Below are 22,362 nucleotides of genomic sequence, written 5' to 3'. Positions count from 1 at the left end.
TCCTCCGTGTGTGTCTGGCTAGCGCTCCCGGCACGTGAGCGATGCCGAGAGGCATCTGGCGTTGCATTGCATCTCGGCGACGAAATTTCTCATCCCACCCGCATCGATGGCCGTCTCATCCTTCCGAAATCGCACCCGCGCGGAGGATGGCCCTTGGACGGGACGGTGCGAAGGAGGTCGCAGCGCTCTACCGCTGGGTTGACGGACATCTCCGGCTTTGCCAGCCGCCCGGGGAGCTCCGCAGGACACGCCAGCAGCCTCGGGAACGCGTCCAGCACTGCCGGGGCGTACTCAGCAGCGCCGGAAAGTTGCCCAGCAGCTCCGGGGAGCGTGCCCAGCGGGGAGCGCGGCCAGCAGCTCCGGGGAGTGCACCCTCCCGGGCTCGCGTTGGTTTTCACCCTCAGCAGGCACGCGGGCGGCTGGCCGCTTGCCGTGCCGTCGACGCGTGGCGCGAAGAGAACCCGGAGCGACTCTTGTCGAAGGAGCAAGTTGATGCCGCGCTGAGCGCGGAGCGCGACAGCTGGGGAGAACCGTGAGTCGAATCTATCTGGACTCTTGCGTTCTCATCTATCGGGTCGAGGGGGCGGAGCCCTACAGGGGTGCATCGGGTCGCGCGCTGCTTTCGCTCGGATCGAGCGATGCGTACATATCGCCTCTTGTTCGACTGGAATGCCTCGTGAAACCCGTTCGGTTGAATGATAGCGGCCTGCGAGCGATGTATGAGGGCATGCTCTCCGCCTTCGAACTCTTGCCGCTCTCCCCGGAAGTCTTCGACCTCGCGACCACGCTTCGAGCGCTACACGGGCTGAAGACCCCCGATGCTCTTCATGCAGCTGGTATTGAGCGCACCTCGGCCTCGCCGCCTCGAGGCGGCATCACGACCCGATCCCCGATGAGCTCGTCCGTGTAGCGCCGGTGCTCGCGATGGCGGCCGCGCTCGACGGCAAGGTCGTGCGGGCGCGCGCGGCCGCGGAGGGTATCCTGAGCAGCGCGCCCGATGCCTCGCCACGCCCCCCGCCCCCTCGCCGTCCCGCGCCGCGCGCTGCTCGAGGCCGCCGCGGGCGCGGCGCTCGCCGGCGTCCTCGGCCTGCCGGCGCGCGCGCTCGCCGCGCAGGGCAAGGCCGCGGAGGACGAGTTCTTCCTCTTCATCCACGCGTCGGGCGGCTGGGACGTGACGCTCTGGGCCGATCCTCGCAACGAGGCCAGGGGCCTCGTGAGCCCCGCGACGACCGACAACACCGACACCGCGGGGCTCCGCCTCTGGGTCGACGCGCCCGCGGCCGGCGGCGCCAAGACCTTCGCGCCGGTGACGCCCAGGGGCTCGAGCCTCGTGTTCGGCCCCGGCATCGGCGCCCTCGCGGACATGCACGACCGGCTGTGCATCCTCAACGGCCTGGCGATGAACACCGTGAGCCACCCCGACGGCACGGCGTTCTCGACCACGGGACGGCACCTCAGCGGCGGCCGCACCGTGGCCTCCAGCGTCGACGCGATCTGCGGGAGCGAGCTCGGCGCGAGCCAGACCTTCCCCGTCGTCTCGGTCCAGTTCCCCTCGGCGTTCGTCGGCGATCGCCTCGATCGGCGCGCCGTCCCGCTCATGGTCGGGGAGATCGGCACCCTCAGCCGCTCGCTCTCCCGCGCGCGCCACTACGACACCGACGAGGACCGCGCCGCGGTGACCGCGCTCCTCTCCGAGGAGGCCAGGTCCCTCGCCGCGCGATCCAGCCACACCGACGCCCTGCGCGGCTTCGCCATCCAGGCGGAAGGGCTGGGCAAGATGCTGAGCGCAGGCCTCCAGGACGTGTTCTCCAGGGGCAAGCTCATCCAGGCGCACCCGGAGTTCAACCACGCGGCCCGCTTCGCAAGGCAAGCGGCCGTCAACGCCGCGTTCGCGATCGAGGCCATGCGGCGGAACGTGGTCCGCTGCGTGAGCTTCTCGAGCAGCGGGTTCGACACGCACACGAGCACCTACCGGCAGCACGCGGCCACCCAGCAGGAGCTCTTCGACCTCATCGCCGCCCTCCTCGGCTCGCTCGACAGGACCCCGCACCCGACCCGGGCCGGCAAGAAGCTCTCGGATCACACCCACCTCCTCGTGACGAGCGACTTCTGCCGCACGCCCCAGCTCAACACGGCGATGGGCCGCGACCACTACCCCAACAACTCCGCCATGGTGATCTCCCCGCGCTTCCGCGGGAGCTTCGCGTTCGGCAAGACCGACCCGGAGCAGCTCCTGCCGGCCCCGGCGAAGACGTTCCGGGGCGGGCCGCGGCCGATCGCCCCGCCCGACCTGCTCGCCACCTTCCTGTTCGCCTTCGGCATCTCCCCGCGCGAGCACCTGCGCGACGGCGAGGTGGTGCCGGAGCTGCTCCGGTCGCCGTGACGCTCCTCCGCCGAGCGGCGTCCGCCGCCGCGCTGGCGCTCTCGTCGTCGGCGCTTGCGCTCTCGTCGTCGGCGCTGGCGCTCTCGTCGTCGGTGCTGGCGCTCTCGTCGTCGGCGCTTGCGCTCTCGCTCGCCGGCTGCGCGGCGCAGGCCGCGGCGCCCCTCCCGCCGCTCGTCGTGCGCGAGGTCGCGTGGCCGTCCTCGGGGGCGCTCGGCCCGGTGCGCGCGGTCGCCGACGACGGGCGCCGCGTCGTGGTGTTCCACGACGGCGCCGCGGCCGTCTTCGTGAACGGCGCCCTCGCGAGGGTGGAGCGCGCGCCCCACCGCTGGGTGAGCGCCGCGGTCCTGCCCGCGCCCGATGGCTACGGTACGTGGATCGTCGGCGTCGACGCCGAGGGCCGGCTGCTGCGGCTGCCAGGCCAGGGGGCCTTCGAGGTCGTCTCCGACCGCTACGGCCTCGAGCGCGCCGCGGTGCGGTCCGCGATCGGCCTCGGCGAGGGCGGCGCCGCCTTCGCGCTGGACCGCGAGATCGCGGTGGCGGACGGCGACACCGTCACGCGCTACGCGACGGGCCCGCTCGCGACGCTCGCGGCGGGGGCCGGGCGCGTGGCCTTCGCGGCCGGGGGCGACGGGCTCGGCGCCCTCGACGTCGCCACGAGGGCGCTGCGATCGTACCCGCTCCCGGCGGACGGCGCCGCGCCGCTGCTCGCCCTGACCGGCGCGGGCGCGCTGCTCGCGGCGACGCCCGCCGCGCTCTACGCGGAGGACGGCGCCGGCGTCCTGCGCCTCCGCTTCCGGGCGCGCGCCGCGCTCCACGGGCTCGCCGTCTCCGGCGACCGCGCGTGGTTCGCCGACGGCGACGAGCTCGGCGTGCTCGAGCAGGCCGGCGCGCGCGAGACCCGCGGCGCGCGCCTCCCGCGGGCCGGCAGGCTCGTCGGCTCGCCGAGCGGCGACGTGTGGCTGCTCGCGTCGGGCGCCCTCCGGCGCTTCGCCCCAGCGGACGGCGACGGGCCCGCCTGGGGCGAGATCGCGCCCGTGTTCGCCCGCGCGTGCGCGCGCTGCCACCTCCCGCGCGGCGAGGGCGGCGTCGACCTCTCCACGCCCGCGGCGTGGGCTTCGCTCCGCGAGGCCATCGCGCGCCGGGTCGTGGACGAGCGGAATATGCCGCCCCCGGGATACGCGCTGTCGGAGGCCGACCGCGCGCGGATCCGCGCCTTCGTCGGGCGCGCGGGGCCGCCCGCGCGGCCGTGATGTGGGCTCGCCGCCGTGGCCGCGGCGCGCGCTCGCCCGCGCGGCCGTGAGGCGCGCTCGCCGCCGCCGCGCGCCCGTCTTGCGCTACCCTGGGGCACCATCGCGAAGAGGAGAGCTGCCTGATGATGTCGTTCAGCCCGGATCCGCGCGTCGCCGAGCAGCAGATGCACGCCATCATCTACTACCTCACGGGGTTCGGGTACATCGACGGCGAGCTCGATCCGACCGAGAAGTCGTTCATCCGCGGCTACATCCACGACCTCGTCCGGCAGCGCGCGCGCGACGCCCTCGGCGGCGGGGCCCAGGAGAACGAGGACGTCGTCGGCCGGTGGACCAGCCACTTCCACGAGGTCTTCTCCGAGATCGACCACCAGATCCAGAGCCATTTCACCGAGAGCGTCGCCGAGGGAGAGGACCCGAAGGCCTTCGTCCTCTCCAAGATCAAGCTCCGCTGCTTCGAGCTCCTCGACGGCTTCGACGACGACAACCGGAAGGCGCTGCTCGCGACCGTCGACGAGCTCATGCTCGCCGACGGCGTCGTCCACCCGAACGAGCAGCGGTTCCGCGACGAGCTCTCGTCGCTCCTGTCGGCGTCGCCGATCGAGATCGACGACGTGGACATCGAGACGATCGAGCAGGGCGCGGTGGTGATCGATCCGGCCACGCGCAAGCAGGCGCGCGAGGTCGATCACCCGTTCTTCAAGGCGTTCGAGTGGGACTACGCGAGCGATCCGGCCACGTTCGCGGAGCAGGCCAAGGTCGACATGGACCTGATGCGCAGGTTCGAGGCGAAGCTCGAGGAGCAGCGCGCGCGCGGCGCGGGCCGGCTCGACGGCGCCGCGGATCTCGCGGGCTTCGCCGGGCAGGCGCCCTTCCTCGACGGCCACGTCTACGTCGCCTCGCCCGACCCCGCCGAGGACGTCGAGCTCCTGGTCATCGGCGATCTGCACGGCTGCTACTCGTGCCTCAAGGGGGCGCTGATGCAGGCCGACTTCTTCGCCAAGGTGCAGGCCCACCGCGACGACCCCGCGCACAACCCGCGGATGCTGCTGGTGTTCCTGGGCGACTACATCGATCGCGGCAGGTTCAGCTACAACGGCGTCCTGCGCACGGTGATGCAGCTCTTCCTCGCCGCGCCCGACAGCGTCTTCGTGCTGCGCGGCAATCACGAGTACTACGTCGAGCTGAACGGCCGCGTCCTCGCGCCGGTGCGGCCCTCCGAGGCGATGAGCTCGCTCGCGGCCATCGCCCCGAACGAGGTGTTCGCCGCCTACATGCGCCTCTTCGAGGCGCTCCCGAACATGCTGGTCTTCGACAGGATCCTCTTCGTCCACGCGGGGATCCCGCGCGACGAGACCATCGCCGCCCGGTGGACGTCGGTGTCCTCGCTCAACGACCCGGAGATCCGGTTCCAGATGCTCTGGAGCGACCCCAGCGAGGTCGACGCGATCCCCGCGGAGCTCCAGAGGTCCACGGCGCGCTTCCCCTTCGGCAAGCGGCAGTTCAAGAGCTTCATGCAGAAGCTCGGCTGCACCACGCTGATCCGCGGCCACGAGCGCATCCCGGAGGGCTTCCGCGTCGTGCACGACGACCCCGACGGGGTGCTGCTGACCCTGTTCTCCGCGGGCGGGAAGACCAACGACGACCTGCCGCAGGCCAGCAACTACCGCGAGGTCACGCCGATGGCCCTCACCATCCGGTACAAGGGCGGGGTCAGCCAGCTGACGCCGTTCGCGATCGAGTACGAGCGGTACAACGATCCCAAGTACAACGCGTTCTTCCGCGAGCAGCTGCCGTCGCTCTAGTCAGAAGTCCGGCCAGGGATGGGCGAGGCGATCGGTCGGCTGCTCGGGCTGCCGGTGGCACCGGAGGGGTGAGCAAGCTTGGGCCGAGATCCTCGTTCGCGACGGCAAGGGCAGGAAGGATCGAATCACGATGCTGCCGCTCCGCCCGGTCCCCCCGCTCCGCGATCACCTCACCGCCGTGCGCGCCCAGCACGCCGCCGATGTCGTGGCCGGCGCCGGCTGGTGACCCTCCCCGACGCCCTGGACCGCAAGGTTCCGAACGCCGGCCGGGAATGGCCCTGGCAATGGGTCTTCCCCGCGACGCGGCCCTATCGCGACAGGGAGACAGGTCGTCACGATGAGGCAGCCGCGCCGTGTCACCCAGGCACGGACGCGGCGCGACACCTCCGGCTGTGCGTCCGCCGTGCCCCTCCAGGCGCCCCCGACCCCCCCGGGAAGGAGGCTACTGTCGCCGGAGTTCGACGGATCTACCTGATACATTCAATCACAAATTTAAGTGAGGGTCTCGTTTTGGTGAAGTGACCGATGTGGTATTTGGTTGTCATGGACATGTACGGCGGCAAAAGCCATAGCATCCCGCAGAAGACGATCATTGTGCTGTCCGAACTCGGACTGCTCGCGATCTCCTACCTCGTGCTATTCGGGCATCTTTTCGAGGGGATGCGCGCATTCGGGGAAAGGCCCCATGTCTACCGCAATATCGCGCTGTTTGCATGTAACGTTGTCGTCTTCTGTCGCTTTCTGTTTACACTCTTCGTGTTCTTGAAGCGTCGAATTCCACTCGAAGAAACGATCTCCGTGCCCTTTGCGTTTGCGCTCTATCTTCTCGGGTTTCCTTTGATGGCGCGCGGTATCGAGGTCCCTTGGAGCGTTGCCGAAGTCCTTGGAATCCTGCTCTTCTGTCTCGGTTCGCTCGTCAACAGCGGGGCGGAGCTGGAGCGCCACCGCTTCAAGCAGCGACCTGAAGGCAAAGGCAAACTCTATACTGGCGGACTGTTCGCCCTCTCGATGCATATTAACTATTTCGGTGATTTGCTCTGGGTTTGCGGATTGGCCTGCATCACGCGAAATCCGTACGCGCTACTCGTGCCTATATTCTTGTTTTGCTTTTTCTACTTTTTCAATATTCCGAAGCTCGACATCTACTTGAAGGCACGCTACGGGGAACAGTTTGCCAGCTACTCGAGAACAACGAAGCGATTAATACCATTTCTGCTCTAATCTATACAGAAGAAATTGTTGTTCACACCTGCGCGATGGCGGAACGGCGAACTCCTGTCCCTCGCGGCGAAAGAGCGCTGAGCGCATACTTCAGCGTGCGCCCAGCTCACAACTGAACTTGACGGGCGCAGCGCCCGCAAGTTAGTTGTCACCCGTTGGGCAGATGAGGACGTGACGCAGATGGTGCGATCCCCCCACAGCCAAGGAAAGGGAAGCCGCCGCTTCCCCGGCCGCCCTGGCGGTGCAGGATCGAAGCCGCCGTTGGAAGACTGGCGACGACACACGAGCCATGCCGCTGCTCGCGCCGAGGACCTCGAGCCCGACCGCTATCGACTGTGGTTGCGAGGCGACTGGAGCACTTCAGCCGCCGAGCTTGCCTACAAGGTTGATCAAGCGCTCGCCCAGGCCCGCATCCCGTACTTCCCTATCGAGTATCATGGTTGGCACACGGGCCTCCAGGTTGTGATCCCGGCGCGTTTCGCGGAAGCTGCGACCGCTGTGCATCAACGGTTCGAGGAGGAGCGCCCTCGTCCTGCGCCATCCGTCAGTCGTGGTTGGACGTCGTCTATCGAGCCGCAGCGCTTGTCCAAACAGTACTCCAATCACCCATGGATATTTCGCCGATACAGCGAAAAGCTTCCGGATGGACGGCGCTACGAAGCATTGCTGTTTCGGGACGAGCATCATAAGCATTTCGGAAGACGTGAATGGGTCGTGCCGGCGGCGGCGGATGTGCCTGGCGCTCCAGCGTTGCGAAAGCTGGCATGGCGAATCGTCACTGATCCTGACTTTAGAAATGAACTGCTCTCGGACGACCCCGAGTTGAAGGATTTCTGGCGATGATGCTCGGCGCCCTTCACCGCGGGCGATGCGGCGGCGGAGGGCGCCCCGTTGGGCCACGCCGGAGCCGCCCTCGGCGGCGAGACAGGCGGAAACTATGAAAATCGCTGCTGTTTCCGGCGGTCGCTCGTCGTCGAGCGGTTCTGACCTCCGGAGGCCGCGCCGCGGTCGCTGTGCTTCAATGCCGCGCGCGGCGATCGATCGCCTTGATGGCCATCCGGGCCGTGTCGCACACGCGGTCAACGTTGCTGCGGGTGCCGGTCGCGGTGCGCTCGAACGGCTTGGTCTCATCCTCGAGCAGCCGCTCGAGCGCCGGCCGCACCCGCGCGTCGCCGACGTCGCCCAGCATGCGCGCGGCGTCCTGGCGCACGAACGGATCGGCGTGCCTCGTCAGCTCGGTCAGCACCTCGAAGCCCGCGGCGCGGTCCTGCCGGACGAGCGCCCGGCAGGCGCTCATCCGGTGGGAGCGCTCCTCGCCGAGCGCGAACGCCCGCAGCCGCTCCACGAGCGCCGGCGCGTCCACGTGGACGAGCACCTGCAGGCCGTACATCGCCACGCTCGGCTCGGCGTGATCGAGCATCGCCGTCGCGGCGGCGACGAACGCCGCGGCCTCCGACGGCGGCACGCCCCGGCTCGCCATGCCCGCGAGGCGCCAGCCCGCGTCCGTCGCCACGCCCTTGCGCGGGTCGCGGGCGCGCGGCGCGAGGTCGGCCAGCAGGATCACCTTCGCCTCGTCCAGGGCGCGGAGGGCCGCCGACGCGATCGAGCCGTCGGCGTCGTCGAGCAGGGCGCGGGCATCGGCGGCCCAGCGCGCGGGATCGCCCTTGCAGACGACCTCCAGCGCCGCCCGGCGCGGCCCCGGCTCCGGATCGCGCAGGAACCGCCGCGCCCGCGCCCCCGCGCCGTCGTCGAATTTGCCGAGCACCTGGAGCGCCTGCTGCCGGACGCCCGCCTCGGGGTGATCGAGCCGCGCGATCACCAGCTCGAGCGTGTCCCCGCCCAGCCGCGGCAGCTGGCACATCGCCGCCAGCGCCGCCGCCAGGCGCTCGCCCCGGCGCAGCGCGCCGGCCAGCTCGGGCTCGAAGCCCGGCATGCCGGTGCCGAACCAGTGGAAATCGTACCCGGCGAGGAGCTCGTCGAGCCAGCGCTCGTACCAGTCGAGGAAGCCCTCGTTCTCGGGGAAATACGGGCGCCCGCCGTCGAGGTCGATGTACACCACCCGGCCGCGCGCCGGCCCGGTGACCACGAGCTGGCTGAAGTAGCTGCAGCCCTGCATGCCGAGGCTCAGCGTGCCCCGCAGCGCGCGGTCCATCGCCTCGTCCTCGCCGGGCAGGAGCACATCGAGCCAGTCCTCCCCGGGCGGCAGCGTGTCGGGGTGCAGCGGGCACGCGGCGTCGAGGTCGTCGATCGCCTCGTACCGCGCCTCGTCGCACTGCGCGAGCGTCAGGAGCCCGTAGAACGGCCCGGCCCCGCCGTGCCCCACGTGCAGGAGGAACGCGCGGTAGTCCTCGGGCAGCCGCGCCCGCCGCGCGGCCTCGAACGCCGCCACCTCGGCCTCGGTGGCCGGCGGCTTCAGCTCGAAGCGATGAGCGTCGCTGCCAAAACACGAGAGGCCCCGCTCCCGGACCGCGGTCAGCTTGGCGACTATCCCATCGAGGCGCTCGCGCACGGCCTCACGCTAGCACCCGCGAGCGCCGCCGCGCGCCCGCCGGATCACGGCGCCGGGCGCTCGACGGGGGCGGGCGTGGCGCCGGAGGGGCGCCGCGAGGCACGCGCGCCCGCCGCCTGCGGCTGCGCTGGCGGACGCGTCCCCTCGATCCTCTGGTAGGCTCGCTGGCCGTCGAGCCGCGCCGGCCTCCCGAGCGGAGCGCAGGGCCTCCTGCGGATCGCGAAGGAGCCCGGCGCCATCGTCGTCCGCGATCCGCGGGACGTGATGGGCCCGCGCGACCGCCGCGGGTCGGACTTCATCGCTGCAGCCGATGTCCTCTTCGTCTCTTTCTTTCACCGCGCTCGCCGCGCTCGCGCTCGCCGCGACGGCGGCCGAGGCGCGCGCCAGCGCCGCGGAGGGCGCGGCGAACGCGGGCGGCGTCGAGCTCGACTGGATCGCGCCCGGGGAATGCGCGGATCGAGGGCGCGTGCTGGCCGAGATCGAGCAGCGCCTCGGGCGGTCGTCCGAGGCGAACGGCGAGCCGCTGCTCAAGGCGCGCGCGGTGGTGTCCCGGAACGAGCGCGGGTCGTGGGACCTCCGCCTCACGACGGCGCTCGGCGAGACGGCACGGTCGCGCGAGCTCCACGGCGAGACCTGCGCCGAGCTCGCGGACGCGGCGGCGCTGATCATCGCGCTCGCGATCGATCCCGACGCAGCCAGCCGCGGCGCCCCGACGGCGGAGCCGGACACCGGCGCGGCGCCAGGCGACATCTCCGGCGCGGATCCAGGCGTCGGCGCGGATCCAGCCGCCGGCGTGGCGCCGGAGGTCGACGCATCTCCTGACGCGCCCCCCGCCGCCGAGGCGCCGCCCGCGGCCTCGCCCCCGCCAGAGGCCAGCGCGGCCCCGGCGCAGGGCCCGTCGCGCCCCCTCGAGCTGCGCGGCACGCTCAGGGCCTCCGGCGTCCTCGACACCGCCTCGCTCCCGGCGCTCGCTCCGGGCGCCGGCATCGCCGCGGGCGTGCTGATCGGAGCCGTCCGCGTCGAGCTGTCCGGCACCTACTTCGGCGCGCAGCAAGCGTTCGTCGAGCGGACGACGATGGGCGGCGACGTCCAGCTGACCACCGGCGGAGTGCGCCTGTGTTACGCGATGCGTTATCGCTCGATCGAGCTCGGACCCTGCGCCGGCGTCGAGGTCGGCGTCATGAGCGCGGACAGCTTCGGCGCGGCGTCGCCCGGCTCGAACCGGGCGCTCTGGGTCGCGCCGCACCCCGGAGCGCTCGCGACCTTCACCCTTTCGGACCGGCTCCGCGTCCCGCTCACGCTCGACGTTCCGTTCCCCGTGACGCGCGATCGGTTCGTGCTCGTCGGCATCGGCGCGGTCCACCGGAGCGCCCCCGCCACGCTCCGCGCCTCGCTGGGGGTCGAGGTGCGATTTCCGTGACGGATCCGGACGGCGCCGGCCATGTACTTCGCGTGACGAGGACGCCCCCCGCGTCGGCGCTTCCCTTCGCGGGGTCCGTGTTCGATCCGCGCTTCGGCGTCCACGACGGGCCCGCCTCCCTCGACTTCGACGCGGTCTACGACGAGCACGCCGACTTCGTCTGGCGAAACCTGCGCCGGCTCGGCGTCAGCGAGGCGAGCCTGGACGACGCCTTCCAGGACGTCTTCGTCGTGGTCCACCGGCGGCTCGGCGAGTTCGAGCCGCGGTCGAGCGTGAAGGCGTGGCTGTTCGCGATCCTCTGCCGGGTGGCGCGCGATCACCGGCGCCTCGTCCGGCGCAAGGGAGGGCTCGAGGAGCTGCCGGGCGGCGTGGCGGACCGCGCGCCGGGGCCGGCGGAGCGGCTCGAGCAGGTCGAGGCGCTGAAGCTCGTCGACGCGCTCCTCGCGGAGCTCGACGACGACAAGCGCGCGGTGCTCGTGATGGCGGAGATCGAGGAGCTGAGCGCGCCGGAGATCGCCGCGGCGCTCGACCTGAAGCTGAACACGGTCTACTCGCGGCTGCGCGCCGCGCGCCGCGAGTTCGAGCTGGCGCTGGCGAGGCGCGGGGGCGGATGGCCATGAGCGATCCGGGCGACAAGGCGCGCGCGCTCCTGAAGGCGGCCCGAGCCGACGGGCTCGCGCCGTCCGACAAGGCGCGGCTCCGCGCGGCGCTCGCGGGCAAGCTGGCGGTCGGCGCGCCGCAGGAGCCGTCCGGGGAGGCGCCCACCTCGCCCCCGCCGCCGCTCGCGGGCAGCGGGGCAGGCGGCGGCGTGCTCGCGGGCAAGGCGGCCGGCGGCGTGCTCTCGGGCAAGGTGATCGCGGCGGGCGCGCTGATCGGCGCCGTCGCCTTCGCCGGCGGGTTCTTCACCGGCAGGGCGACCGTCGACGCGCCTCCGCCGGCCAGCGCAGCGCCGCCGGCGAGCGCGCCCGCGGCGCCTCCTCCCGCGGTGACACCGCCCGCGGCGGCTCCGGTCGCCGCGCCGGCGCCGACTGCCGCGCCCCCGCGCCCCAGTGCCGCCCACGCGGTCGCGCCGGCACCGCCGCGGCCGCTGGACCCGGGCGCGGAGGGCGCCGCGCGAGCGCCCTCGACAGGCGGCGGCGAACGCGAGCCGGCGCGCCCGCGCGGCGGACAGCCGGCGACGCCGAGCACGCTCGCCGCGGAGATGGCCCTGCTGCGCGAGGCGCAGGACGCCGTGCGGGACGGCGATCCGTCGGCCGCGCTCGATCGCCTCGACGACCTCGGCGCCCGGTTCCCGGAGGGCCAGCTCCGCGAGGAGCGCATGGCCGCGCGCGTGCTCGCCCTCTGCGCGGCAGGGCGGGCGCCGGAGGCGCGCGCGGAGGCCGAGCGGCTCCTCGGCGAAGCGCCGGGCTCGGTGCACATGGGCCGAGTCCGCGCCTCGTGCGCGTTCCGAGAAAATCTCGACTGACAGAGACGGATGTTCCTCGCGCCGGCCATGTAGCGATGGACCGCAAGAGACAGGAGGAACCATGAATCGTTCGACCCGCGTCGCGCTCGCGTTGCTCTTCACGGCTGCCTCGCTCGGGAACACCGGCTGTCAGTCGCAGGATCTGCCCATCGGCAGCGGTGAGCCCAGCCCCGACTCCAGCGCGGCCGCGCTGCTCGTCGCGCACTGGGATGGATACGTCGAGAACTTCAAGTTCCGCTCGGGATCGGACGTGATCCAGATCGACATCGACACCGTGGAGGGCACATCGATCCAGGGGAAGGTGCGCTTCGGCACGGGAGCCGCCATCCCCCCGGCCGTGGATCCGGACGTGGGCTATCCCACGTCGATCGGGCCGGGCGACTACTACGATACCGAGCTGCCGTACGAGGGGTTCGATTTCACCATGCTCGATGCGCAGCTCACCGACCGCCGGCTGCATTTCGCCATCGATCCCCGAGAGCTCTGGACGGGCTGGTGCGAGCTTCAGACGTCGTACCTCATCCAGCCAGACTCGGACGCCTACCTCTGCATGCCCAACGGGGGGTGGGGAACAGGGGCCGCCGGCTGTACCCAGGACGGGCAGCCCGCCGACTGCGGATACATCGCGCTGTGTAGAATAGGCGTTTGTGATTGTGATGCATCCGGGTGCACCATCGATGTGCGCAACACGGTCGCCTTCGATTTTGTCGTCGACCAGCAGAGGGCAGACGGCAGCATGGCGCTCGGGAGCGCCACGTACAACGTCCGGCTGACGCGCGACCCCTGACGGCGATCGGCTCAGGGACCGGTCCCCTCGACGACGCCGTCATGGTGTGCCGCGCCGTCTGGCACACCGAGGCCCCTCGCCCGCGCGATCCGGGCCGAGATCGGCGGGCGCATCGACCGGACGCCCAGGGCATGCTCGTTGCAACTCGCCCGGCATGCCTCGGCGCTTATCCCTGGGTCTTGGCTTGCTTAGCTCCCTTCTGCTCGCCGCAGGCTGCTCCGGGAAGGTGGACCCCGCAGGCTCGGGCGGCGGGGACCCGGGCGGAGGCGGTTCGTCTGCGGAGACCGGCGGCGGTGGCGGCGGCGGGCAATTGCCCGTCCGGTGCCTGCTGCCGGCGGATCCGGGTCGGTGTGACGCGGCGTTCCCGAAAACCTGGTACGACCCGGCCGCCGGCGCGTGCAGGGAGTTCACCTACGGCGGCTGCGAGGGCAACGAGAACCGCTTCGATTCCCTCGCCGCGTGCGAGGAGGCCTGTCGGGGCGAGCTACCCGACATAGGCGTCTGCAACGCGCCGAGCGATTGCGTCCTGGTGTCGCGGGGCTGCTGCGGCGCCTGTGACACGGCCGTTGCCGAGAACTTCAGGGCCATCAACCGCGCCGGGACGAAGCTCAACGAGATCATCCAGGGGTGCGGGGGCGTCGCGTGCGGCGCGTGCCCGGAGGTCACCGAGGCGGAGCGCACGACCCAGTACTTCACCGCCACGTGCGAGGCGGGGCGCTGCGTCGTCCTCGACGTGCGCGAGTCGCCGTTGACGGAGTGCACGGTCGACTCCGACTGCGCCCTGCGCGACGGCCTCGGCTGCTGCGAGGGGTGCGACGGGACAGGCATCGTCGCCCTCAACCAGAGCGCGGAGCTCGATGCCCTGGTCTGTCCCGCCGGCATGGGCGCGTGCCCTCCGTGCGCGCCCGTGTTCCCGGACGGCATGACGGCGGTCTGCTCGTCGGGCAGGTGTCAGCCGCAGATGCCCCCGACACCTTGAACGACGCGGGACGACGAGGAACGACCAGCGCTCCCGGCGTGCGTGGTCAGGCGCTGTCTCGTGAATCGTGGATAAGGCACTTTCCTGCGCCCACCTGGGCGTCTTTCCCGTCTCGACGCGTCATCGCCGCGCTGCGCCGATTCCGGTGAACAGCACCGGCGCATTGGGTGGGACCGACGGAACCGCCGGGACCGCCGGGGCCGAAAGAACCGCCGGAACCGCCGGAACCGCCGGAACCGCCGGGACCGAAAGAACCGACCGCTCCACCGTCGCCTCGCATTGACGCTGAGCGCCTGGCCCCGATAGCCTGTTCCATGGAGCGCTCGTAGATTCTTCTTTCTTCGAGCTCATTCACGAAGGAGCTGCCCGTGAATCGAAGCACCCCGAGGATGCTGCTCGCGGCCATCGCGCTCTCCAGCGCGGCCGCGTGCTCGGGAACGTCTGGAGACGGCGGATCGGACCCGGGCGACGGCCCCGGTCCCGGTCCCGGCCCCGGCCCCGGTCCCGACCCCAGCGCCCAGTGCGCGCCCGGCGTCACCGCGCCAGGCCCCACCCCGCGCCTGACGCGGCTGACGCACGCGCAGTACGACAACACCGTCCGGGACCTCTTCGGCAAGGACATGAAGGCCTCGGCGGCGTTCCTCGCGGACCCGGCGTTCGAGGGGTTCAACAACAACGCCAAGGGGCTCCTCGTCTCCGACCGCCTCGCCCGCGATTACCGCCGCGCCGCGGAGACCATCGCGGCCGACGCCGTCGTCGACCAGGCCGTGCTCGGCAAGATCGTGCCGTGCGCGCCGGAGGGCGACGGCGCGGCCTGCGCCCGGCAGCTCATCCGGGAGCTCGGCAAGCGCGTCTACAGGAGGCCGCTCTCGGCGGAGCAGGAGGAGGCGTACGTCGCCGCCTACGCCCGCGGCAACGGCCTCTTCGACGCGGGCACGCCGTTCGAGCAGGGCGTGCGCCACGTCATCGAGGCGATGCTCCAGTCGCCGCACTTCCTCTACCGCATCGAGCTCAGCGAGGCGCTCGACGGCGGGGGGATCATCCCGCTCGACGCCTACGAGGTCGCGACGCGGCTCTCGTACCTGCTCTGGAACAGCCTGCCCGACGACGCGCTCCTCGAAGCGGCGGAGGGCGGCGCGCTGGGCACGCCCGAGGGCATCGAGGCCGAGGCGCGGCGCATGCTCGCCGACCCCAGGGCCACGAGCGCCCTGGACGACTTCCACGCCCAGTGGCTCCACATGAGCCGTTACGCGGATCTCTCGAAGGATCCGGCGCTCTACGAGGACTTCGACGCGAGCGTGTCCTCGGCCATGGCGGCCGAGACGAGGCAGTTCATCCGGCACGTCGTCCTCGAGATGGAGGGCGACTTCAGGACGCTGATGACGGCGCCCGTCGGCTTCGTGAACGACAGGCTCGCCCCGATCTACGGCGTGGAGGGGTCGTTCACGAGCGAGCTCGTGGAGACGCCGCTCGACCCGGCGGAGCGGGCGGGGCTCCTCACGCAGGCCGGCTTCCTGAGCTCGCACGCGTTCTTCAACAAGAGCTCGCCGATCCACCGCGGCGTGTTCATCCAGCGCCAGATCCTCTGCACCGACCTGCCGGACCCGCCGGCGAACATCAACACGACGCTGCCGCCCATCCAGGGCGAGATCAAGACCACGCGCGACCAGGTGGAGGTGCACACGTCGCCGGACGTGTGCAACAAGTGCCATGGCGTGATCAACCCCCCGGGCTTCGCGCTGGAGCACTTCGACGCGGTCGGGCGCTACCGCGCCGACGAGGACGGCGAGCCGATCGACGCGACAGGCACGATCGCCGTCGGAAAGGACGAGCTCAGCTTCGACGGCGCCGTGGACCTCGCGACGCAGCTCGCGGAGAGCCCCGTCGCGCAGCGGTGTTATCTGACGAACTGGTACCGCTACGGCAATGCGCGCCAGCTCTCGCGCGAGGACGCGTGCACGGTCGCCGAGCTCGACGCGAAGCTCGGCGCGTCCGGGTACAACATCAAGGAGCTGCTGGTCGCGCTCACGCAGACGAAGACGTTCAGGTACCGGGCCGTGGAAGAGGTGGACCAATGAATCGCAGAACGTTCTTGCGGGGCGCGTGCGGGGTGATGCTCGGCCTCCCGCTCCTCGAGTCGCTGCGCCCGCGCGACGCCAAGGCGGACGCGAGCGCGCCGCGCCGGTTCATCGCCTTCTTCATGTGCAATGGCGTGAACATGGCCAAGTTCTTCCCGAGCACGCAGTACGGCGCGCTGACGGCCGCCTCGTTCGGGGCGACGCGGGCCATAGCGCCCCTCGCCGCGTACCGGGACAAGCTCCTGATCCCGCGGGGCATCCACATGGTGCCGCGCGGCTACGGGTTCGACCCGACCGCGGGCGACGATCACGCGAAGGGGATGGGCTGCAAGCTCACGGCGCAGCCGCTCGTCCAGGGCACCCAGTACGCGGCGGGGATCTCGCTCGATCAGTTCATCGCGAACAAGATCAACCCGCCGGGCACGCCCGCGCTGACGCTGATGGTCGGGGCGAAGACGCCGAACGTGCGCGGGCACATCTCGTACACCGGAAGCGAGCAGCCCGTCGGCGGCGAGAACAACCCGTGGCTCGCGTACCGGGACCTGGTCGGCGGGACGGATCTCGAAGAGGAGGCGCTCGTGCGGCTCACGAAGCGCCGCGAGAGCGTGCTCGACCTGGTCTCGGTCGAGTACGAGGCCCTGCTCAAGAAGAAGCTCAGCAAGGCCGATCGCGACAAGCTCGACATGCACTTCCAGACCGTGCGCGACCTCGAGGTCGGCATGGGCGGCTCGGGGATCATCCCGCGCGAGCTCTCGCCGGAGCGAGCGGCGGAGATCGAGGCGATCGACCCGGACACCGTGGCGTTCGACGCGGAGTTCAAGAAGGTCGGGCGGATGCAGATGGACATCCTCGCGCTGGCGATCGCGACCGGCGCGACGCGGTCGGCGACGCTGCAATGGGGCTCGGGCGCGGCGGGGCCCGTCTTCAAGTGGGATGGGATGGCCCACGAGTACAACCACCACAAGCTCTCGCACGGGAACACGAGGGACGACGACACCGGAAACGCCGTCGACGGCTACGAGGAGATGCTCTTCAACATCGATCGCTGGTTCATGGGCGAGTATGCCTACCTGCTCGACCGGCTCGCGGGCTACGAGGAGGGCGGGGCGACGGTGCTCGACAACAGCGCCGTCGTGTTCATGAACGAGCTCTCCGACGGCCTGCGCCACGATTTCCGCGACCTGCCGTACATCATCGCGGGGAGCTGCGGCGGCTACTTCAAGACGGGGCAGTACATCAAGGTGACGCGGCAGTCCAATACGGTGCAGGACAAGGACGCGCCCCACAACAAGCTGCTCACGACGCTCGCGAACGCGGTCGGCTGCACCGAGGAGGGCGGGGGGCCGATCGCGAACTTCGGCTCCTTCGGCCAGCCGGGCGAGCTCGACGAGATCAAGGCCTGATCCGGCGGGAGATTTCAACGCAAAGCCGCAAAGTCGCAAAGGCGCAAAAAAGAACAGATAGAGATTTCAACGCAGAGTCGCAAAGCCTCAAAGTCGCAAAAAAACAGATCTTTTTTCAGGTTTGCGTCTTCGCGTCTTTGCGCCTTTGCGTTGAAATCTCTCTTCCTTCGCGAGGCCGATCCCCGGCGGGATTTCTGCTAGTTTGAAGCGTCGTAGTTGAGGTTCGGGCGGAGCCAGCGCTCGACCTCGGCAACGGTCATGCCCTTGCGCGCGTGGTAGTCGACCACCTGGTCGCGATCGATCTTTCCCAGGCTGAAGTACCGGGCCTCCGGGTGCGCGAAGTACAGGCCGCTCACGCTCGAGCTGGGCCACATCGCGAACGACTCGGTGATCTGGATGCCGGTGCTCTTCTCGACGTCGAGCAGCCGCCAGAGCGTGCCTTTCTCGGTGTGATCCGGGCACGCGGGGTACCCCGCCGCGGGCCGGATGCCGCGGTACTTCTCCTCGATGAGCTCGGCCTTGGTCAGGTCCTCCTGCCGGCCATAACCCCACTCGTCGCGCACCCGCTTGTGCAGGCACTCGGCGAACGCCTCGGCCAGGCGATCGGCGATCGCCTCGGCCATGATGGCGTTGTAGTCGTCGTGCACCGCCCTGAACCGCTCGCACAGCTCCTTCAGGCCGATCCCGGCGGTCACCGCGAAGCCGGCGATGTGGTCCCGGAGGCCGGTCTCCCTGGGCGCGATGAAATCCGCGAGCGACCGGTTCGGCTCGCCGCTCTCCTTCGCCGTCTGCTGGCGCAGGAAGTGAAGCCGATCGAGCACCTTCGTGCGCGTCCCGTCCGTGTACACCTCCACGTCGTCGCCCACGGCGCTCGCGGCGAAGAAGCCGTACACGCCGCGCGCCGTCAGCAGCTTCTTCTCGATGATCGTGTCGAGCAGCGCGTTCGCCTCGGAGAAGAGCTGGCGCGCCTGCTCGCCGTACTTCTCGTGCTCCAGGATCCGCGGATAGACGCCCTTCAGCTCCCACGTGTGGAAGAACGGCGTCCAGTCGATGTACTCGCGCAAGGTCGCGAGCGGGAAGTCCTCGAGCACGCGCGCGCCGGTGAACTCGGGCACCGGCAGATCCTCGGCGCGCCACTCGATCCGCGTCCGGTTCGCCCGCGCGGCCTCGAGGGAGACGAGCTTGTGCTTCGGCGCCGCGTGGAGCCGCCGCAGCTTCTCGTACTCGGCGCGGTGCTGGGCGACGAACGCCGCCTTGCCCTCCTCGCTCAGGAGGCTCGTCGTGACGGGCACGGCGCGGCTCGCGTCGACCACATGCACGACCGGCTCGCTGTAATGCGGGGCCACCTTCACGGCGGTGTGCGCCTTGCTGGTCGTCGCCCCGCCGATCAGGAGCGGCAGCTTGAAGTTCTGCCGCTCCATCTCGCGGGCGACGTGGATCATCTCGTCGAGCGACGGCGTGATCAGCCCGCTCAGGCCGATCAGATCCGCCTTCTCCTGCCTGGCGCGCTCGAGGATCTTCTCGCACGGGACCATGACGCCCATGTCGATCACCTCGTAGTTGTTGCACGCGAGCACGACGCCCACGATGTTCTTGCCGATGTCGTGGACATCGCCCTTCACCGTGGCGAGGACGATCTTCCCCTGCGTCTTCACCGCCTGTCCAGCGGCGGCCATCGCCGCCTTCTCCTCCTCCATGAACGGCGTGAGGTACGCGACGGCCTTCTTCATCACGCGCGCCGATTTCACCACCTGCGGCAGGAACATCTTGCCCGCGCCGAAGAGATCTCCGACGACGCTCATTCCATCCATCAGCGGGCCCTCGATCACGGAGAGCGGGCGGCCGAGCTTGGCGCGCGCGTCCTCGGTGTCGAGTTCGATGTACGTGTCGATGCCCTTGACCAGCGCGTGCGACAGCCGCTCCTCGACGGTGCCTTTGCGCCACTCCTCTTCTTTCTTCTCGGCCGCGGCGGCGCCGGCGCTCCTGGCCTTCAGCGCTTCGCCGAAGTCGACGAGCCGCTCCGTGGCGTCCGGGCGCCGGTTGAGCAGGACGTCCTCGACGAGCTCGCGGAGCTCGGGCTCGATCTCCTCGTACACCTCGAGCATGCCCGCGTTGACGATGCCCATGTCCATGCCGGCCCGGATCGCATGGTAGAGGAACGCCGAGTGCATGGCCTCGCGCACCCGGTTGTTGCCGCGGAAGCTGAACGAGATGTTCGACACGCCGCCGCTGACCTTGGCGTGCGGCAGGTTCGCCTTGATCCAGCGGGTCGCCTCGATGAAGTCGACGGCGTAATTGTTGTGCTCCTCCATGCCGGTGGCGACCGTGAGGATGTTCGGATCGAAGATGATGTCCTCGGGAGGAAACCCCACCTCGTCGACGAGGATGCCGTACGCGCGCTTGCAGATGCGGATCTTGTCCTCGTAGGTGGCGGCCTGCCCTTGCTCGTCGAAGGCCATGACCACGACGGCGGCGCCGTACTTGAGGACGGTCCTCGCGCTCTCGCGGAACTTCGCCTCGCCCTCCTTGAGCGAGATGGAGTTCACGATGCCCTTGCCCTGCATGCACCTGAGGCCCGCCTCGATGACCTCCCATTTCGACGAGTCCACCATGAACGGGACCTTCGCCACCTCGGGCTCGCTGGCCAGGAGCAGCAGGAAGCGCGTCATCGCGGAGACGCCGTCGATCATGCCCTCGTCCATGCAGATATCGATGACGTTGGCGCCGTTCTCGACCTGCTGGCGCGCGACGCTCACCGCTTCCTCGAACTTCCCTTCCTTGATGAGCTTCGCGAACTTCGGCGATCCGGCGACGTTGGTGCGCTCGCCCAGGATCATGTAGACGCCGGGCTGCTGCGTGAACGGCTGCGAGCCGGACAGGCGCAGGGGGATCGGCGGGCCGGAACCGGAAGAGGCCGCGCCGCCGGGCGGGGCCTCCGCGGGGGGCCTCGGGTCGAGGGCGCGCGGGGGCTTGCCGGCGAGCGCCTTGGCGATGGCCGCGATGTGCTCGGGCGTGTTGCCGCAGCAGCCGCCGGCGATGTTGAGGAGGCCTGCGTCCGCGAAGCCGCCGATGTGGCGCGCCATGTCCGGCGGCTCCAGATCGAAGCCCGTGGGGGAGAGCGGGTTGGGCAGGCCGGCGTTCGGGTAGCAGGAGATCGCGGCGCTGGACTTCTCCGAGAGGTCGGACAGGAACGGATACATCAGGTCCGGACCGAGCGAGCAGTTCAGCCCGATGGCGAGCGGGTTCACGTGCTTCACCGCGTTCCAGAACGCCTCGACCGTCTGCGCGGAGATCATCGTCTCTCCGCCGCGCCCGACCGCCGCCGAGATCATCACCGGCAGGGTCTTGCCGTCCTTGTCGAACACCTCTCGAATGGCGACGAGCGCGGCCTTCGCGTTGAGCGAGTCGAAGATGGTCTCGACCAAGAGCACGTCGGAGCCGCCGGCGATCAGGGCGCGGATCTGGTGGACGTACGCCTGTTTCACCTGATCGAACGTCACGACGCGGAAGCCGGGGTCGTCGGCGTCCGGGGAGTTGGACAGGGAGACGGTGAGCGGGCCGATGGCGCCCGCGACGAACCGCTGCCGCCCGTCGGCGTTCGCCACGCGATCGGCCCATTCGCGGCACTGCCGCGCGGACTGCTCGTTGATCTCCCAGGCGAGGTCGTTGAGGAACGGGTCGTCGATGATCCGTTGATAGAAGGCCGGGTCCTTCCGCCCGCCGTGCTCGCGCGGGTCGTCCACGAAGAACTCGCTCTGGGTGATGCTGGTCGCGCCGAAGGTGTTCGTCTCGATGATGTCCGCGCCGGCCTCGAGGAACCGCCGGTGGATATCGCAGATCATCTCCGGCTGCGTGAGCGAGAACAGATCGCCGTTGTTCAGCAGGTCTTTCTTCGAATCCGCGAAGCGCTCGCCCCGGATGTCGGCTTCCTTCATCCCGTAGGTGCGGATGGTCGTCCCCATCGCCCCGTCGATGATGACGATGCGGCTCTGGAGGAGCTTCTGGAGTGGATGAAGGGGAGGCGTTGTGTTGTTGGACGGCATGATCAGCCTCGCTTGGCGCTCTTGGAGGGACCGGGGGTCGGCTTGTCGGCGATGGCGAGCACGACCTGGAAATGGGGTTTCTTCGTCTCGCGGCACGCGACTTCGGACGCGACGACATCGAGCTTCACGCGGGTGAGCATGGCGCGGATGTCGGAGGGCGAGAAGCCGGGGTGGCGCTCGCCGTAAGGCACGGTGATCTCCCGCTGCTGGTGCGCGTCGAGCGACAGGATGACCACCCGACCGCCCGGGCGGAGCACGCGGGCGCACTCTTCCAGCGCCCGCGGTGGGTCCTCGGCGTAGGTCAGCGTGTGAAACACGAGGACCGAGTCGAAGGAGGCGTCACCGAACGGCAGCGCGTGGACGTCGGCGACCTGGGCGCGGACGTGGGGCTGGGTCGAGAACCGCTCTCTCGCGGCCTCGATCATCCGGCTGCTCGAGTCGACGCAGGTGAGCGAGCGGCAGTACGGCGCGAGCGCGCTGGCCGCCGCGCCGTCGCCCGACCCGACGTCGAGGACGTCGCCGAGGCGGAGCAACGCGGCGATGCCGACCGCGAGCGACTGCCATGTGCGGCCCGGGGAGTAGTGCCTCTCCATCTCGCCGGCGAAGGACTCGGGGAGGCCGCCGCGCCGCTCGGCGTCGAGCTCCAGGAGGCGCCGCTGGTCGCCTTCCAGGGTCGGGTCGGGCGATTTCGTGGCCTCATCGAGGAGGGCCTTCGCCGTCCCGGGCAGGGTGTCGACCGCGAGCGCATAGAACGACTGCGGCCCCTGGCGCCGATCCCGCACGAACCCCGCCTCGCGGAGCCGCCCGAGGTGCGTCGAGACGCGCGACTGCGCGATGCCCGTCACGCGAACCAGATCCGTCACCCGCAGCTCGCGCTCGCGGAGCAGCACGCAGAGCCGTATCCGGCTCTCGTCCCCGAGGAGGTTCAGCGTCTCGATGTATTCGGAAAGACTCATGTATTCATGTATCTAGATGCGCGAATGTCATAGAGGCGCCGGCTGCCGGAGTCAAGCGCGCCG

Annotated in this window: 16 protein-coding genes; 13 read left to right on the top strand and 3 right to left on the bottom strand. The window is 70.3% G+C overall.

Going from position 1 to position 22,362, the window contains the following annotated elements; genetic code table 11:
• Positions 1-532: 532 nt before the first annotated feature.
• The 6 genes from WMF27_RS38900 (at position 533) to WMF27_RS38875 (ending at position 7,502) form a co-directional block, all read left to right on the top strand.
• On the top strand, positions 533-910 hold the full coding sequence (locus WMF27_RS38900; RefSeq protein ID WP_437763845.1) for a type II toxin-antitoxin system VapC family toxin: 378 nt from the start codon (positions 533-535) through the stop codon (positions 908-910).
• Positions 911-997: 87 nt separating this feature from the next.
• The gene (locus tag WMF27_RS38895; protein ID WP_437763846.1) at positions 998-2,383 is read left to right on the top strand and encodes a DUF1501 domain-containing protein; all 1,386 of its coding nucleotides are present in this window, start codon (positions 998-1,000) and stop codon (positions 2,381-2,383) included.
• The gene (locus WMF27_RS38890) at positions 2,380-3,633 is read left to right on the top strand and encodes a c-type cytochrome (RefSeq protein ID WP_437763847.1); all 1,254 of its coding nucleotides are present in this window, start codon (positions 2,380-2,382) and stop codon (positions 3,631-3,633) included. The genes WMF27_RS38895 and WMF27_RS38890 overlap by 4 nt, the downstream gene beginning before the upstream one ends.
• 122 nt (positions 3,634-3,755) lie before the next feature.
• Entirely contained in the window at positions 3,756-5,438 is a 1,683-nt protein-coding gene (locus tag WMF27_RS38885) for a metallophosphoesterase family protein (RefSeq protein WP_437763848.1), read from the top strand.
• 543 nt (positions 5,439-5,981) lie between these two features.
• Positions 5,982-6,659 carry a DUF1295 domain-containing protein gene (locus tag WMF27_RS38880; protein ID WP_437763849.1) on the top strand — a complete coding sequence of 226 codons (678 nt, stop codon included), beginning with the start codon at positions 5,982-5,984 and terminating at the stop codon, positions 6,657-6,659.
• A 171-nt stretch (positions 6,660-6,830) separates the two neighbouring features.
• Positions 6,831-7,502, top strand: a complete 672-nt coding sequence (locus WMF27_RS38875; protein ID WP_437763850.1) for a hypothetical protein — start codon at positions 6,831-6,833, stop codon at positions 7,500-7,502.
• A gap of 175 nt (positions 7,503-7,677) precedes the next feature.
• On the opposite strand, the gene WMF27_RS38870 is transcribed toward WMF27_RS38875, so the two are convergent.
• The gene (locus tag WMF27_RS38870; protein WP_437763851.1) at positions 7,678-9,168 is read right to left on the bottom strand and encodes a HEAT repeat domain-containing protein; all 1,491 of its coding nucleotides are present in this window, start codon (positions 9,166-9,168) and stop codon (positions 7,678-7,680) included.
• Positions 9,169-9,478: 310 nt separating this feature from the next.
• Between WMF27_RS38870 and WMF27_RS38865 the strand changes: the two genes are divergently transcribed.
• The 7 genes from WMF27_RS38865 to WMF27_RS38835 all read left to right on the top strand — a co-directional run bounded on the left by WMF27_RS38865 (position 9,479) and on the right by WMF27_RS38835 (position 17,300).
• Positions 9,479-10,588, top strand: coding sequence for a hypothetical protein (locus tag WMF27_RS38865; RefSeq protein WP_437763852.1), 1,110 nt, complete (start codon positions 9,479-9,481; stop codon positions 10,586-10,588).
• Positions 10,585-11,208: an RNA polymerase sigma factor gene (locus WMF27_RS38860; protein WP_437763853.1), complete on the top strand. Its 624-nt coding sequence runs from the start codon at positions 10,585-10,587 to the stop codon at positions 11,206-11,208. The genes WMF27_RS38865 and WMF27_RS38860 overlap by 4 nt, the downstream gene beginning before the upstream one ends.
• Positions 11,205-12,053 carry a hypothetical protein gene (locus tag WMF27_RS38855; RefSeq protein ID WP_437763854.1) on the top strand — a complete coding sequence of 283 codons (849 nt, stop codon included), beginning with the start codon at positions 11,205-11,207 and terminating at the stop codon, positions 12,051-12,053. The genes WMF27_RS38860 and WMF27_RS38855 overlap by 4 nt, the downstream gene beginning before the upstream one ends.
• A gap of 61 nt (positions 12,054-12,114) precedes the next feature.
• Entirely contained in the window at positions 12,115-12,840 is a 726-nt protein-coding gene (locus WMF27_RS38850; protein ID WP_437763855.1) for a hypothetical protein, read from the top strand.
• Positions 12,841-13,024: 184 nt separating this feature from the next.
• Positions 13,025-13,819, top strand: a complete 795-nt coding sequence (locus tag WMF27_RS38845; protein ID WP_437763856.1) for a BPTI/Kunitz domain-containing protein — start codon at positions 13,025-13,027, stop codon at positions 13,817-13,819.
• A gap of 368 nt (positions 13,820-14,187) precedes the next feature.
• Positions 14,188-15,897 (top strand): DUF1592 domain-containing protein, encoded by a 1,710-nt coding sequence (locus WMF27_RS38840; RefSeq protein ID WP_437763857.1) that lies wholly within the window; start codon positions 14,188-14,190, stop codon positions 15,895-15,897.
• Positions 15,894-17,300 carry a DUF1552 domain-containing protein gene (locus WMF27_RS38835; RefSeq protein ID WP_437763858.1) on the top strand — a complete coding sequence of 469 codons (1,407 nt, stop codon included), beginning with the start codon at positions 15,894-15,896 and terminating at the stop codon, positions 17,298-17,300. The genes WMF27_RS38840 and WMF27_RS38835 overlap by 4 nt, the downstream gene beginning before the upstream one ends.
• Before the next feature lie 197 nt (positions 17,301-17,497).
• Here WMF27_RS38835 and metH read toward each other — a convergent pair whose 3' ends face one another.
• Positions 17,498-21,343 carry a methionine synthase gene (gene metH, locus WMF27_RS38830; protein ID WP_437763859.1) on the bottom strand — a complete coding sequence of 1,282 codons (3,846 nt, stop codon included), beginning with the start codon at positions 21,341-21,343 and terminating at the stop codon, positions 17,498-17,500.
• Positions 21,344-21,345: 2 nt separating this feature from the next.
• On the bottom strand, positions 21,346-22,299 hold the full coding sequence (locus WMF27_RS38825) for an ArsR/SmtB family transcription factor (protein WP_437763860.1): 954 nt from the start codon (positions 22,297-22,299) through the stop codon (positions 21,346-21,348).
• Positions 22,300-22,362 lie beyond the last annotated feature (63 nt).

Origin of the sequence: Sorangium sp. So ce281, from assembly GCF_051527395.1 — a bacterium.
GTDB classification, from domain to species: domain Bacteria; phylum Myxococcota_A; class Polyangia; order Polyangiales; family Polyangiaceae; genus Sorangium; species Sorangium cellulosum_B.
This window is presented reverse-complemented; position numbering and strand designations above follow the sequence as displayed.

Excerpts from the sequence above, each read along its gene's own strand:
- WMF27_RS38895 (WP_437763846.1), top strand. The coding sequence starts at position 998 with ATGCCTCGCCACGCCCCCCGCCCCCTCGCCGTCCCGCGCCGCGCGCTG.
- WMF27_RS38885 (WP_437763848.1), top strand. The coding sequence starts at position 3,756 with ATGATGTCGTTCAGCCCGGATCCGCGCGTCGCCGAGCAGCAGATGCAC.
- WMF27_RS38880 (WP_437763849.1), top strand. The coding sequence starts at position 5,982 with ATGGACATGTACGGCGGCAAAAGCCATAGCATCCCGCAGAAGACGATC.
- WMF27_RS38865 (WP_437763852.1), top strand. The coding sequence starts at position 9,479 with ATGTCCTCTTCGTCTCTTTCTTTCACCGCGCTCGCCGCGCTCGCGCTC.
- WMF27_RS38855 (WP_437763854.1), top strand. The coding sequence starts at position 11,205 with ATGAGCGATCCGGGCGACAAGGCGCGCGCGCTCCTGAAGGCGGCCCGA.
- WMF27_RS38850 (WP_437763855.1), top strand. The coding sequence starts at position 12,115 with ATGAATCGTTCGACCCGCGTCGCGCTCGCGTTGCTCTTCACGGCTGCC.
- WMF27_RS38835 (WP_437763858.1), top strand. The coding sequence starts at position 15,894 with ATGAATCGCAGAACGTTCTTGCGGGGCGCGTGCGGGGTGATGCTCGGC.
- metH (WP_437763859.1), bottom strand. The coding sequence starts at position 21,343 with ATGCCGTCCAACAACACAACGCCTCCCCTTCATCCACTCCAGAAGCTC.
- WMF27_RS38825 (WP_437763860.1), bottom strand. The coding sequence starts at position 22,299 with ATGAGTCTTTCCGAATACATCGAGACGCTGAACCTCCTCGGGGACGAG.